The 13,689-nt window shown below is 50.5% G+C and carries 17 protein-coding genes; 9 read left to right on the top strand and 8 right to left on the bottom strand.

The window, feature by feature from the left end:
* Window positions 1–379: 379 nt before the first annotated feature.
* A complete protein-coding gene (gene gmhB / locus A1SC_RS02240; protein ID WP_001140179.1) occupies window positions 380–952 on the bottom strand; it encodes a D-glycero-beta-D-manno-heptose 1,7-bisphosphate 7-phosphatase in 573 nt (190 codons plus the stop codon).
* A 187-nt stretch (window positions 953–1,139) separates the two neighbouring features.
* Between gmhB and metN the strand changes: the two genes are divergently transcribed.
* From metN to A1SC_RS02275, 7 genes are all read left to right on the top strand, one after another.
* A complete protein-coding gene (gene metN / locus A1SC_RS02245; protein ID WP_000593986.1) occupies window positions 1,140–2,171 on the top strand; it encodes a methionine ABC transporter ATP-binding protein MetN in 1,032 nt (343 codons plus the stop codon).
* Window positions 2,164–2,817, top strand: coding sequence for a methionine ABC transporter permease MetI (locus tag A1SC_RS02250; RefSeq protein WP_001517783.1), 654 nt, complete (start codon window positions 2,164–2,166; stop codon window positions 2,815–2,817). Before metN ends, A1SC_RS02250 begins: the two co-directional genes overlap by 8 nt.
* Window positions 2,818–2,856: 39 nt before the next feature.
* Complete coding sequence (gene metQ / locus A1SC_RS02255; RefSeq protein WP_000874673.1) at window positions 2,857–3,672, top strand: methionine ABC transporter substrate-binding lipoprotein MetQ; 816 nt, start codon at window positions 2,857–2,859, stop codon at window positions 3,670–3,672.
* A 117-nt stretch (window positions 3,673–3,789) separates the two neighbouring features.
* On the top strand, window positions 3,790–4,194 hold the full coding sequence (gene rcsF / locus A1SC_RS02260) for an Rcs stress response system protein RcsF (RefSeq protein WP_001202319.1): 405 nt from the start codon (window positions 3,790–3,792) through the stop codon (window positions 4,192–4,194).
* Window positions 4,191–4,898: a tRNA (N6-threonylcarbamoyladenosine(37)-N6)-methyltransferase TrmO gene (gene tsaA, locus A1SC_RS02265; RefSeq protein ID WP_000094002.1), complete on the top strand. Its 708-nt coding sequence runs from the start codon at window positions 4,191–4,193 to the stop codon at window positions 4,896–4,898. The genes rcsF and tsaA overlap by 4 nt, the downstream gene beginning before the upstream one ends.
* Before the next feature lie 110 nt (window positions 4,899–5,008).
* On the top strand, window positions 5,009–6,727 hold the full coding sequence (gene proS / locus A1SC_RS02270; RefSeq protein WP_001260711.1) for a proline--tRNA ligase: 1,719 nt from the start codon (window positions 5,009–5,011) through the stop codon (window positions 6,725–6,727).
* Between the two features lie 52 nt (window positions 6,728–6,779).
* The gene (locus tag A1SC_RS02275) at window positions 6,780–7,604 is read left to right on the top strand and encodes a YaeF family permuted papain-like enzyme (protein ID WP_016262895.1); all 825 of its coding nucleotides are present in this window, start codon (window positions 6,780–6,782) and stop codon (window positions 7,602–7,604) included.
* Window positions 7,605–7,859: 255 nt separating this feature from the next.
* Here A1SC_RS02275 and nlpE read toward each other — a convergent pair whose 3' ends face one another.
* Genes nlpE through A1SC_RS02290 form a run of 3 tightly spaced genes read right to left on the bottom strand, consistent with a single transcriptional unit; the run spans window position 7,860 to window position 9,548 of the window.
* Entirely contained in the window at window positions 7,860–8,570 is a 711-nt protein-coding gene (gene nlpE / locus A1SC_RS02280; protein WP_000251764.1) for an envelope stress response activation lipoprotein NlpE, read from the bottom strand.
* A 13-nt stretch (window positions 8,571–8,583) separates the two neighbouring features.
* Window positions 8,584–9,006: an alternative ribosome rescue aminoacyl-tRNA hydrolase ArfB gene (gene arfB, locus A1SC_RS02285; protein ID WP_000635552.1), complete on the bottom strand. Its 423-nt coding sequence runs from the start codon at window positions 9,004–9,006 to the stop codon at window positions 8,584–8,586.
* Window positions 9,003–9,548: a YaeQ family protein gene (locus A1SC_RS02290; protein ID WP_001185278.1), complete on the bottom strand. Its 546-nt coding sequence runs from the start codon at window positions 9,546–9,548 to the stop codon at window positions 9,003–9,005. The genes arfB and A1SC_RS02290 overlap by 4 nt, the downstream gene beginning before the upstream one ends.
* Window positions 9,549–9,713: 165 nt before the next feature.
* On the opposite strand from A1SC_RS02290, the gene A1SC_RS02295 reads away from it, so the two are divergent.
* Window positions 9,714–9,914, top strand: a complete 201-nt coding sequence (locus A1SC_RS02295; RefSeq protein ID WP_000417058.1) for a YaeP family protein — start codon at window positions 9,714–9,716, stop codon at window positions 9,912–9,914.
* Window positions 9,901–10,161 (top strand): Rho-binding antiterminator, encoded by a 261-nt coding sequence (rof, locus tag A1SC_RS02300; RefSeq protein WP_001517780.1) that lies wholly within the window; start codon window positions 9,901–9,903, stop codon window positions 10,159–10,161. Before A1SC_RS02295 ends, rof begins: the two co-directional genes overlap by 14 nt.
* Before the next feature lie 51 nt (window positions 10,162–10,212).
* Here the strand turns inward: rof and tilS are convergent, their stop codons facing one another.
* From tilS to accA, 4 genes are all read right to left on the bottom strand, one after another.
* Window positions 10,213–11,508 (bottom strand): tRNA lysidine(34) synthetase TilS, encoded by a 1,296-nt coding sequence (tilS, locus tag A1SC_RS02305; RefSeq protein ID WP_016262894.1) that lies wholly within the window; start codon window positions 11,506–11,508, stop codon window positions 10,213–10,215.
* A gap of 64 nt (window positions 11,509–11,572) precedes the next feature.
* On the bottom strand, window positions 11,573–11,962 hold the full coding sequence (locus tag A1SC_RS02310; RefSeq protein WP_000901101.1) for a VOC family protein: 390 nt from the start codon (window positions 11,960–11,962) through the stop codon (window positions 11,573–11,575).
* A 289-nt stretch (window positions 11,963–12,251) separates the two neighbouring features.
* Complete coding sequence (locus tag A1SC_RS02315; protein WP_000644312.1) at window positions 12,252–12,506, bottom strand: DUF4282 domain-containing protein; 255 nt, start codon at window positions 12,504–12,506, stop codon at window positions 12,252–12,254.
* Window positions 12,507–12,728: 222 nt separating this feature from the next.
* Complete coding sequence (gene accA / locus A1SC_RS02320; protein WP_000055741.1) at window positions 12,729–13,688, bottom strand: acetyl-CoA carboxylase carboxyl transferase subunit alpha; 960 nt, start codon at window positions 13,686–13,688, stop codon at window positions 12,729–12,731.
* Window position 13,689 lies beyond the last annotated feature (1 nt).

Genomic DNA, 13,689 nt, shown 5'->3' with positions numbered 1-13,689 from the left:
AACTCTTCAATTTAAAAGTTTGATGCTCAAAGAATTAAACTTCGTAATGAATTACGTGTTCACTCTTGAGACTTGGTATTCATTTAGCGTCTTGCGACGTTAAGAATCCGTATCTTCGAGTGCCCACACAGATTGTCTGATAAATTGTTAAAGAGCAGTTGCGACGCGGCTTTCAGCTCACTGTCGCGAGGTGGCGTATATTACGCTTTCCTCTTTCAGAGTCAACCCTGAATTTCAGGATTTTTTCTCTTCAACCGAACCGGCTGTTTGTGTGAAGTGATTCACATCCGCCGTGTCGATGGAGGCGCATTATAGGGAGTCGTTTCAGGAAGACAAGCGGAAAAATGCATTTTTATTTCAACCGCTCATCTTTTAATCGTTACGCCGATTTTTGCTGCTTTTTTATCGCTTGCGGCAGGTCTGCCAGGCTATTTAACACCCAATCCGCTGCATTTTCAGCTTCAGGGGTAACAGGTTTCCCCGTACGCACCAGCACTTTTGTTCCCACGTTCGCCGCAGCCGCTGCCTGCATATCTTCTAATTTATCGCCCACCATATAAGAAGCGGCCATATCAATATGCAAATAATCGCGTGCTGACAAAAGCATTCCTGGATGTGGTTTACGGCAATCGCAGACCTGGCGAAACTCTTCAACACTGCCCTGCGGATGATGCGGGCAATAATAGATGCCATCCAGATCGACATCACGGTCCGCCAGCGACCAGTCCATCCACTCGGTCAGCGTTTCAAACTGCGCTTCAGTAAATTTGCCGCGCGCAATACCAGACTGGTTCGTTACCACCACCAGCGCAAAGCCCATTTTTTTAAGCTCACGCATGGCGTCAATGACACCGTCGATAAATTCAAAGTTATCGATCTCATGGACATAGCCGTGATCGACATTAATGGTGCCGTCACGGTCAAGAAAAATTGCGGGTACGCTCTTCGCCACCTTTTATAGCTCCTTAATAAGGCATGTGCCGCTAGTATCGCATGTTTCGACCTGCAAGAAAGTGCTCTTCGTATAAACCTGATTGATTTAGACGTCTGGATGCCTTAACATCCATTTCATTGACGGCTTTGACCGTATCAGGCAGTCGAAATGCCACGACTAACTTAATGACGATAATAAATAATCAATGATAAAACTTTCGAATATCACCAAAGTGTTCCACCAGGGCACCCGCACTATCCAGGCGTTAAACAACGTCAGTCTGCATGTGCCAGCCGGACAAATTTATGGCGTTATCGGTGCCTCTGGCGCGGGTAAGAGTACGCTTATCCGTTGTGTAAACCTGCTGGAGCGCCCAACCGAGGGTAGCGTTCTGGTCGATGGCCAGGAACTGACCACGCTGTCAGAATCCGAGTTGACCAAAGCACGCCGTCATATTGGCATGATTTTCCAGCACTTTAACCTGCTCTCTTCGCGTACTGTTTTTGGTAACGTGGCACTGCCGCTGGAGCTGGACAACACGCCAAAAGAGGAGATCAAACGTCGCGTGACGGAATTACTGGCGCTGGTTGGTCTTGGCGACAAACATGATAGCTACCCGTCGAATCTTTCCGGTGGGCAGAAACAGCGTGTGGCGATTGCTCGCGCATTAGCCAGCAATCCCAAAGTGTTGCTGTGCGATGAGGCCACCAGCGCACTGGACCCGGCAACCACGCGTTCTATTCTCGAACTGCTGAAAGACATCAACCGCCGTCTGGGTTTGACGATTCTGTTAATCACCCACGAAATGGACGTTGTGAAGCGTATTTGTGATTGCGTGGCGGTTATCAGTAATGGTGAGTTGATCGAGCAAGACACAGTAAGTGAAGTGTTCTCGCATCCGAAAACGCCGCTGGCACAGAAATTTATTCAGTCGACCCTGCATCTGGATATCCCGGAAGATTATCAGGAACGTCTGCAAGCGGAGCCGTTCACTGATTGTGTCCCCATGCTGCGCCTGGAGTTTACCGGTCAGTCAGTAGATGCCCCGTTGCTTTCTGAAACCGCACGTCGTTTCAACGTTAATAACAACATTATTAGCGCGCAGATGGATTACGCCGGAGGCGTTAAGTTCGGCATCATGCTGACCGAAATGCACGGTACACAACAAGATACGCAAGCCGCCATTGCCTGGCTGCAAGAACACCATGTAAAAGTAGAGGTACTAGGTTATGTCTGAGCCGATGATGTGGTTGCTGGTTCGTGGCGTATGGGAAACGCTGGCAATGACCTTCGTATCCGGTTTTTTCGGTTTTGTGATTGGTCTGCCGGTTGGCGTCCTGCTTTATGTCACACGTCCGGGGCAAATTATTGCTAACGCGAAGTTGTATCGTACCGTATCTGCGATTGTGAACATTTTCCGTTCCATTCCGTTCATTATTTTACTGGTATGGATGATTCCGTTTACTCGCATTATTGTCGGCACATCGATTGGTTTGCAGGCGGCGATTGTTCCGCTGACAGTTGGCGCAGCACCGTTTATTGCCCGTATGGTCGAAAACGCCCTGCTGGAGATCCCAACCGGGTTGATTGAAGCCTCCCGCGCAATGGGTGCCACACCGATGCAGATCGTGCGCAAAGTGCTGTTACCAGAGGCGTTGCCGGGTCTGGTAAATGCCGCAACTATCACCCTGATTACTCTGGTCGGTTATTCCGCGATGGGTGGTGCAGTCGGAGCCGGTGGTTTGGGTCAGATTGGCTATCAATATGGTTACATCGGCTATAACGCAACGGTGATGAATACAGTGCTGGTATTGCTGGTCATTCTGGTTTATTTAATTCAGTTCGCAGGCGATCGCATCGTCCGGGCTGTCACTCGCAAGTAACGTTCAACACAACATAAATAATTGAAGAAGGAATAAGGTATGGCGTTCAAACTCAAAACCTTTGCGGCAGTGGGAGCCCTGATTGGATCACTGGCACTGGTAGGCTGCGGTCAGGATGAAAAAGATCCAAACCACATTAAAGTCGGCGTGATTGTCGGTGCCGAACAGCAAGTTGCAGAAGTCGCGCAGAAAGTTGCGAAAGACAAATATGGCCTGGACGTTGAGCTGGTCACCTTCAACGACTACGTGCTACCGAACGAAGCATTAAGCAAAGGCGATATCGACGCCAACGCCTTCCAGCACAAACCGTACCTCGATCAGCAACTGAAGGATCGTGGCTACAAACTGGTTGCAGTAGGCAATACTTTTGTTTATCCGATTGCCGGTTATTCCAAGAAAATCAAATCACTGGATGAACTACCCAATGAAGCACAGGTTGCCGTACCGAATGATCCGACTAACCTCGGCCGTTCACTGCTGCTGCTGCAAAAAGTGGGGTTGATCAAGCTGAAAGATGGCGTAGGTCTGCTGCCGACCGTGCTTGATGTGGTTGAGAATCCTAAAAATCTGAAAATTGTTGAGCTGGAAGCACCGCAATTGCCACGTTCCCTGGACGATGCACAGATTGCTCTGGCGGTTATCAACACCACCTATGCCAGCCAGATTGGCCTGACTCCGGCGAAAGACGGTATCTTCGTGGAAGACAAAGAGTCTCCTTACGTAAACCTGATCGTGACCCGTGAAGATAACAAAGACGCGGAAAACGTGAAGAAATTCGTCCAGGCTTATCAGTCTGATGAAGTTTATGAAGCGGCAAATAAAGTGTTTAACGGCGGTGCGGTTAAAGGCTGGTAATTTTTAGGCTGTTTCCACAATTTGTAATATCATTCAGGACGGGCGCTTGCCCGTCTTGTCATTTTTACAAGCGCCTGATTCAATATTGACGTTTTGATCATACATTGAGGAAATACTATGCGTGCTTTACCGATCTGTTTATTAGCACTCATGCTAAGCGGCTGTTCTATGTTAAGCAGATCCCCTGTCGAATCCGTTCAAAGCACTGCACCCCAGCCGAAAGCGGAGCCTGCAAAACCGAAAGCGCCGCGCGCCACGCCGGTCCGAATTTATACCAATGCTGAAGAATTAGTCGGCAAACCGTTCCGCGATCTCGGTGAAGTCAGTGGCGACTCTTGCCAGGCCTCTAATCAGGATTCTCCACCGAGCATCCCAACCGCACGTAAGCGGATGCAAATCAATGCCTCCAAAATGAAAGCCAATGCGGTATTACTGCATAGCTGTGAAGTCACCAGCGGTACGCCAGGCTGCTATCGTCAGGCTGTGTGCATCGGTTCAGCGCTTAACATTACGGCGAAATGAGCAGTTTCCAGTTTGAGCAAATAGGTGTTATTCGCTCACCCTATAAAGAAAAATTCGCCGTTCCGCGCCAGCCTGGGCTGGTAAAAAGCGCCAACGGAGAACTGCACCTTATTGCTCCTTACAACCAGGCCGATGCCGTACGCGGCCTGGAAGCGTTCAGCCATTTATGGATCCTTTTCGTCTTTCATCAAACGATGGAAGGTGGCTGGCGCCCGACTGTGCGTCCGCCTCGTCTCGGCGGTAACGCCAGAATGGGCGTTTTCGCCACGCGTTCTACTTTTCGCCCTAACCCGATTGGGATGTCACTGGTAGAGCTGAAAGAGGTTGTTTGCCATAAAGATAACGTGATTCTGAAGCTCGGCGGTCTGGATCTGGTCGATGGTACGCCGGTGGTAGATATAAAACCTTACCTCCCCTTTGCCGAATCGCTTCCCGATGCCAGCGCCAGCTATGCGCAAAGCGCGCCAGTAGCAGAGATGGCGGTGAGATTTACCGCAGACGTCGAAAAGCAACTTTTGACGCTGGAGAAGCGTTATCCGCAGTTAACGCTGTTTATCCGCGAAGTACTGGCGCAGGACCCGCGCCCGGCCTATCGTAAAGGTGAAGACACGGGTAAAACCTATGCCGTCTGGCTGCATGATTTTAACGTCCGCTGGCGAGTCACCGAGACTGGTTTTGAAGTCTTTGCGCTGGAAGCGCGTTAAATTCACGCCCTTCTCTTTTGACATTTCTTCTGCACTGGTAAACTAAATCACTTTTTTTGTCCCAGGCTCGCCTTGAGCCTGTTCTACCTTCCAACTGGAACCGTAACAACATGCGTACTAGCCAATACCTGCTCTCCACTCTCAAGGAGACACCTGCCGACGCCGAGGTGATCAGCCATCAACTGATGCTACGCGCCGGGATGATCCGCAAGCTGGCCTCCGGGTTATATACCTGGCTGCCGACCGGCGTGCGCGTTCTGAAAAAAGTCGAAAACATCGTGCGTGAAGAGATGAACAACGCCGGTGCGATCGAGGTGTCGATGCCAGTGGTTCAGCCAGCCGATCTGTGGCAAGAGAGTGGTCGTTGGGAACAGTACGGTCCGGAACTGCTGCGTTTTGTTGACCGTGGCGAGCGTCCGTTCGTACTCGGCCCAACTCATGAAGAAGTTATTACCGACCTGATTCGTAATGAGCTGAGTTCTTACAAACAGTTACCGCTGAACTTCTATCAGATCCAGACCAAGTTCCGTGATGAAGTTCGTCCACGTTTCGGCGTCATGCGTTCCCGCGAATTCCTGATGAAAGATGCTTACTCTTTCCACACTTCTCAGGAATCCTTGCAGGAAACCTACGATGCAATGTATGCGGCCTACAGCAAAATCTTCAGCCGTATGGGGCTGGATTTCCGCGCCGTACAGGCCGACACCGGTTCTATCGGCGGCAGCGCCTCTCACGAATTCCAGGTGCTGGCACAGAGCGGTGAAGACGATGTGGTCTTCTCCGACACCTCTGACTACGCAGCTAACATTGAACTGGCAGAAGCTATCGCGCCGAAAGAACCGCGCGCTGCTGCAACTCAGGAAATGACGCTGGTTGATACACCGAACGCGAAAACCATCGCTGAACTGGTTGAACAGTTCAATCTGCCGATTGAAAAAACCGTTAAAACACTGCTGGTTAAAGCCGTTGAAGGCAGCAGCTTCCCGCTGGTTGCGCTGCTGGTGCGCGGTGACCACGAACTGAACGAAGTAAAAGCGGAGAAACTGCCGCAGGTTGCCAGCCCGCTGACTTTCGCAACCGAAGAAGAAATTCGTGCCGTCGTTAAAGCAGGCCCGGGTTCACTGGGTCCGGTAAACATGCCGATTCCGGTTGTAATTGACCGTACCGTTGCGGCGATGAGTGATTTTGCTGCCGGTGCTAACATCGACGGTAAACACTACTTTGGTATCAACTGGGATCGCGATGTCGCAACCCCGGAAGTTGCTGACATCCGTAACGTAGTGGCTGGCGATCCAAGCCCGGATGGTCAGGGTACGCTGCTGATCAAACGCGGTATCGAAGTCGGTCACATCTTCCAGTTGGGTACTAAGTATTCTGAAGCTCTGAAAGCCTCCGTACAGGGCGAAGATGGCCGCAACCAGATCCTGACTATGGGGTGCTACGGTATTGGGGTTACGCGTGTAGTGGCTGCGGCGATTGAGCAAAACTACGACGAGCGCGGCATCGTATGGCCTGACGCGATCGCACCGTTCCAGGTAGCTATTCTGCCGATGAACATGCACAAATCCTTCCGCGTACAAGAACTGGCCGAGAAACTTTACAGCGAACTGCGTGCGCAGGGAATCGAAGTCCTGCTGGATGACCGTAAAGAACGTCCGGGCGTGATGTTTGCCGATATGGAACTGATCGGTATTCCACACACTATCGTGCTGGGCGACCGTAACCTCGACAACGACGATATCGAATACAAATACCGTCGTAACGGCGAGAAGCAATTAATTAAGACCGGTGACATCGTCGATTATCTGGTGAAACAGATTAAAGGCTGATGCCAGAAAGGGTCCTGAATTTCAGGACCCTTTTTTACATGGATTGTATAAAATGAATAAACCAAAGGCGTACTGTCGTCTGCTTCTCCCTTGCTTTCTTTTACTTTCGGCCTGTACCGTTGATATTAGTCAGCCAGACTCATCAGCCACAGCGGTAGATGCCGAGGCGAAAACATGGGCAGTCAAATTCCAGCATCAAAGCTCTTTTACCGAACAATCAATAACTGAAATAACTGAATCTGACCTCAAGCCCGGCGATTTGCTGTTCTCCTCAAGCCTTGGGATAACCTCATTCGGTATCCGCGTCTTCAGCACTTCCTCGGTGAGTCACGTTGCCATCTATTTAGGTGATAATAACGTCGCAGAAGCGACAGGCGCTGGCGTCCAGATTGTTTCCCTGAAAAAAGCCATGAAGCATAGTGATAAGCTTTTCGTCTTACGAGCCCCGGATCTTACCCCGCAACAAGCCACAGATATCACCGCGTTCGCCAACAAAATCAAAGATAGCGGGTATAACTATCGCGGCATTGTCGAATTTATTCCGTTTATGGTGACCCGCCAGATGTGCTCACTGAATCCTTTTTCCGCAGATTTCCGCCAACAGTGCGTCAGCGGCCTGGCGAAAGCGCAGTTAAGCAGTGTTGGCGAGGGGGACAAAAAATCGTGGTTTTGTTCGGAATTTGTCACGGATGCATTTGCCAAAGCCGGGCATCCGCTTACGCTGGCGCAGTCAGGTTGGATTAGTCCTGCCGATCTGATGCATATGCGTGCTGGCGATGTCTCTGCGTTTAGGCCAGAAGCACAGTTACAGTATGTTGGGCATCTGAAACCAGGGATTTATATCAAAACGGGTCGCTTCGTTGGACTGACCCGGTGATAAAAGCCAGTCTCAGAGTGTTTATGCCGGATGTGGATTAAACGTTTGATCACTCCTAAGGAATGGGGGTGTTTTGTAGGCATGATAAGACGCGCCAGCGTCGCATCAGGCGTTGTGCACAGAATGCCGGATGCGGTGTGAACATCTTATTCGACCTACAAAATCGTGCTAATTCAAAACATTGCAATCTACTCTGTAGGCCTGATAAGCGTAGCGCATCAGGCAATTTTGCGTTTGTTTCTGCCACAAGCAGGTTTACTGCCCCAAACTACTGCAATCCTGGTTCGGGAAAAATTTACCAGCCGTATCGGGCGCTAATACCTTAGTCGGTGCCCCGATATCCGGATTAGCCTCAAGCGTAAAGTGACCTTCTACTGACAGCAGCACCGGTTTTTCACTGCTGCCGCGAGCAGCCAGATAGCCTCGTTCCAGCTCTGCGTTATTTGCCACCGCGAATCGTTTTCCGGTCGCACAATCAGTAAAAGTTGCTGCGTCAGCCATATAAAAATACATGCCACGCATGGTCATCGGCGTCATGGGCAAGCTGGATTTTGCCGGTTCCAGTGTGTAGTTGAACTGCGATTCAATCGGATTACCTTCACGATCGAGCATCTCCAGCGCATCACCTTTTGCCCGATAATATGACTTTTCGCCTTTAGTGTCGGTTAATACAAGTTTGTCTGCGGTTCTCGCCCATGTACCGTAGGAAGCAAAAGATGAAGGCTCTTCACGAGCGCCCAGATAGCGCTCATTCATCACCCAGGTTCCATCTTTTTCGAGAAACAAAGAGGTTTCGATCCCTTCACAATCAGCACACGGCAGCACACCACGCCAGCTTTGCGGCATCGGTTTCAGCTCGGCGGCCTGCGCTGGGGAAAGCATATCTACTTCGGCCCGATTATTACATCCCATTAGAGTAAAGAGACTGATTACAGTCATCGCTGCTACTATCGCTTTTCTCACCATCAATTCCTTCTTTTTATTCCCGACCGCTGCGCACTTTGCCACGCAACGCCTTCACGGTTGATTTTTGTGCTTTCGATACCAGCCTGCGCTCTTTCGATGCACGGGTAGGTCGCGTCGGTCGTCGGGATTTTTGTACCGTTGTTAATTCTTTAATCACTGCCACCAGTCGGGCCAGCGCCGCTTCGCGGTTCAGTTCCTGGCTGCGGTATTCCTGAGCCTTAATGACAATCACACCATCACTACTAATCAGGTGATGGCTGGCGGCGAGCAGGCGCTCTTTGTAATACTCTGGCAGGCTGGAGGCCCGAATGTCAAAACGCAGATGAATAGCCGTTGAGGTCTTATTGACATGCTGCCCGCCCGCCCCCTGAGCACGAATGGCGGTGATCTCAAGCTCGCCATCGGGGATAGCAACATGTCGGGAAATCACAATCATGACGGTTGTTGCCAGACAGTTAAGTTTACTTCCAGATTATTCTTATCATCCGATAACCAGATAATGCCGTCCTGAATCGTTGCCTGTAGTGTCATGGTGCGATCGGCAAAGGCACTCACTTTTGCCAGTTGCTCGTCGTCCAGATACCAGACGGAAAGATTGGCAAACTGCGCGCATTTGTTCTGATTTTGCTGCCACCAGATCTGCGCCGCCCGACTATTATAGGCAAACAGCGCCACTTCCGCGGCCTGGGTGCAGGCTTTCTTAATTCGCCGCTCGTCCGGCAGCCCCAGTTCAATCCACAAATCAATACCTAAATGATCATTACGCAGCCACGCTTCCGGCTCGTCATCGGCACACAAACCACGGGTAAATTGCAGACGTTCATCGGCATATTTCAGCCATGCCAGAAGGCGCAGCATCATGCGCTCCTGAGTTTCTGAAGGGTGGCGCGCCAGCGTCAGAGAGGCATCGAGAAACTGGTTGCGGTCAAGATCGGCCACATTAACCGTCGCTTTATAAATTGTCGCTTTAAGCGCCATAAGAAAACTCCTTTCGAATCAGGAGGCCATTGTAACGGAATACGTGCAGTTGCGGCGCTGATATTGCAGAAATGAGTGTGGTATAGTCACCTTGCGAAACAGGGTTTATCTTCGTAGGCTTAGACTTGCATCCACGGTTAAGTCAGAGTGCTGACAGGAGGGCATGTGGAAAAATATTGTGAGTTAATACGCAAGCGGTACGCGGAAATCGCCAGCGGAGACTTAGGATACGTTCCGGACGCGCTGGGCTGCGTTTTGAAAGTGCTGAATGAAATGGCTGCCGACGATGCCCTTTCAGAGGCTGTCAGGGAAAAAGCAGCATACGCTGCGGCAAACTTACTGGTGAGCGATTATGTCAATGAATGATACGTATCAACCTATCAATTGTGATGATTACGATAATCTTGAGCTCGCCTGCCAGCATCACCTGTTGCTGACGCTGGAGCTGAAAGATGGCGAAAAATTGCAGGGTAAAGCCAATGATTTAGTGTCCCGCAAAAATGTGGAATATCTGGTCGTCGATGTCGCTGGCGAAACCCGCGAGTTGCGCCTGGATAAAATTACCAGCTTTAGCCATCCGGAAATCGGTACGGTAGTGGTGAGTGAGTCCTGATTCACTTTTGCCGGATGCGACGCATAGCGCGTCTTATCCGGCTATGCTGAACTAACTATTTCTCTGCCAGAAAAAACTTACACCAGCCTCATCTTCAGCAAAGCCTTCACGTGTAACAAAAATTCCCGCTGCCGCAATCAACGTTTCGCCATAAAACAGCAGTGGCGTAGTATCACGCAGCCACGGCGGCACGCCCAGTTCCTGCCAGATTTTCTTTAACTTACGTCCACCGTTGCGCCCGACAATGTGCAGCAATCCCGACGCTTTGAAACGCACGCTGACCGCTTCATCTGCACGCGGAGGGCGAATATCGCCTCCCGCAGTAAACTGCACACTTCCCAGATCAACCGGTAATTCCAGCGGCTGTTGCCACGCCAGCCACGGCACAATGGTTTCGCTTTGTCCGGCAACGGATTTAATCCACCACAGTTGCGACAGATAGCGACGGATTTCAAACGCGCCAAAGCGCAAACAGGGGGAAGCATCTTCCCGCGCCAGTGCAACTTCTTGCCAAATCCGTACCAGCGCATCGCGGGAAGGCATCGGCGCATTCAGCCCAGCCAGCCAGCGGCGGATAATCGCCGCGCGGCGGACATCGCTCATCGCCATCATTGGCGCAATCTGTAGCGTTCCCTGCGACGTTTGGCAGCGCGCTAAATCATCCGCCAGCAGTTCATCCAACAGGCTCTCTTGTTCAGCGCAAAGCGTGGCGCTGCGTGCCGTTGCTTCGGCAAAATGCGGCCAACGCTGCTGTAATAACGGCACCACGTGCAGGCGCAGGAAGTTACGATCGTAGCTATCGTCCTGATTACTTTCGTCTTCAATCCAGCGTAAGCCATGTTTATGTGCCCACTGCTCCAGCTCTCCACGTGTGCGAGTGAGCAACGGGCGGATAAGCCGGGTTCCGGCAAAATCAGATACTTCTCCCATAGCGGAAAGCCCGGCAGGGCCACTGCCACGTTTTAACGCCAGCAAAAAGGTTTCACATTGATCGTTAAGATGTTGTGCAGTGACCAGAACTTCTCCGGGTAACAGCGTTCGGGCAAATGCCTGATAACGCGCCTGCCGTGCCTGGGCCTCAATGCCTAACCCCTCTTGCGCAAGCTGCACGCGCTCAACCACCAGCGGCACCTGCCACTGCTGGCAGATATTTTCACAATGCACGACCCAGGCATCAGCATTAGCACTTAAACCGTGATGCACATGGATAGCGCGTAACGTGACGTCCGGATTTTCAGCCCGCCACTGCACCAGTTGATGCAGTAAAACGGTGGAGTCCAGTCCGCCACTAAAGGCCACCAGAATCTGGCGTGAGGCGAGAAGTTGAGTATTCAGCGTGAGTGTCATGATAGTGCGAATCTACAATAGAGATGCCCGGCACGTTACCGGGCAAATGCGGCGATGACAAGCCTTACTGCTCATACAGTTCCAGTGGCAGCCCGTCAGGATCGTTAAAGAACGTAAAGCGTTTTTGCGTATACGGGTCGACACGTATCGCTTCACATTTCACATTATGGCTTTCAAGGTGCGCCACTGCCGTATCAATATCATCAACGCTAAATGCCAGATGGCGCAGGCCGCAGGCTTCCGGTCGGCTGGGGCGCTCCGGTGGGAATGGAAATGAGAAAAGCTCAATCACGTACTGCCCGTTAAGCGCCAAATCCCCTTTCCACGAATCACGCGCTTCGCGATAAACTTCGCTTTGCAGCGTGAAGCCGAGAATATCGCAGTAGAAGGCTTTGCTCACCGCATAATCCGTCGCAATAATCGCAATATGGTGAACCTGTTTTAAACCCAACATAGAATCTCCTGCATTGATATGATACGCACGTGCATCGCTATATATTGATAATACGCACAAATTACAGGAAAGATGAATCAGACATTTATACTCGTCATACTTTAAGTTGCATGTGCTGCGTCTGCGTTCGCTCACACCAGTCACTTACTTATATAAGCTCCTGGTGATTCACTCGCTTGTCGCCTTCCTGCAACTCGAATTATTTAGAGTATACTCTGATTTTAAAACAACATCTCAAACGCCTGTAATAGCGGTTGAGATGCGGTCTGGTGAAGCGCTTTGTGGGGGGTTACTCTGCACTATTCTTGCTAACACTCTCGGCAATGCGGCGCAAATATTCGTTATTCTTAAACGCTATCATAATTAATTCGAAAGTCATACGACAGCTTATAAGGCCAATGACGGTATAAGCTACCCCTAAGATAATGTTTCCGCTAAATATGGAGAAGACACCGCCTATCAGTGTCAGCACCATAGCCAGCCAGTAAAAAAACACCAGAACACGCGGCATAAGAAGATGATCAAATCCTAAAATTGCTTTCATATTTTATCCTTAAAAATTCTATGAGATTGATAAATTTATATTATTTTTGACCACTGTGTATATTTGTATATGCCTCCGAAATCGGAGTTATCAACATGAGTTCAAGAATTTTATGGCAGGGGAAAACGAAAGAAAGATTATCTAAATGTATTTATAATATGACTAAATAAACTACATAGAAAAAAAGGCCACCGAAGTGACCCTTTTCAGAAAATTTGCTGATTACGCGTAACCGTAGCTCATCAGTCGCTGATAACGACGATTTTTTAAATCTTCAGTGCTTAACACGTCGAGATCGGCCAGATCCGCCAGCAGTTGCGCTTTCAGAGACGCAGCCATCGCTTCCGGGTTACGGTGAGCGCCGCCCAACGGTTCCGGGATGATGGAGTCAATCAGTTTCAGTTCTTTCAGACGCGGAGCGATGATGCCCATCGCTTCAGCCGCCAGCGGGGCCTTGTCTGCGCTCTTCCAGAGGATAGAGGCACAACCTTCCGGCGAGATAACGGAATAGGTGCTGTATTGCAGCATATTCACTTTATCGCCCACGCCAATGGCCAGCGCACCGCCAGAACCACCTTCACCGATAACCGTACAAACGACCGGTACGCCGAGGCGAGACATTTCACGCAGGTTACGCGCGATGGCTTCAGACTGACCACGTTCTTCTGCGCCCACACCCGGATAAGCCCCAGGGGTGTCGATAAAGGTGATGATTGGCATCTTAAAGCGTTCAGCCATTTGCATCAGACGCAGTGCTTTGCGGTAACCTTCTGGCGCTGGCATACCAAAGTTACGACGAATTTTCTCTTTGGTTTCACGGCCTTTCTGATGACCAATGATCATCACCGGACGACCGTCAAGACGGGCGATACCACCGACGATAGCTTTGTCATCTGCATACGCGCGGTCGCCTGCCAGTTCGTCAAATTCATCAAATGCCAGGCGAACGTAATCCAGGGTATAAGGGCGCTGTGGATGGCGTGCCAGTTGGGCAATCTGCCATGCACCGAGATCGGCGAAGATTTTACGCGTCAGTTCTACGCTTTTTTCACGCAGACGATGCACTTCTTCATCGATGTTAATATCCAGTTTCTCATCCTGGCGGCTAACCGCAGTCAGAGAATCGATTTTCGCTTCCAGCTCTGCAATCGGCTGTTCAAAATCAAGGAAATTCAGACTCATA

This window comes from Escherichia sp. KTE52 (assembly GCF_000408325.1).
Lineage (GTDB): Bacteria > Pseudomonadota > Gammaproteobacteria > Enterobacterales > Enterobacteriaceae > Escherichia > Escherichia marmotae.
This window is presented reverse-complemented; position numbering and strand designations above follow the sequence as displayed.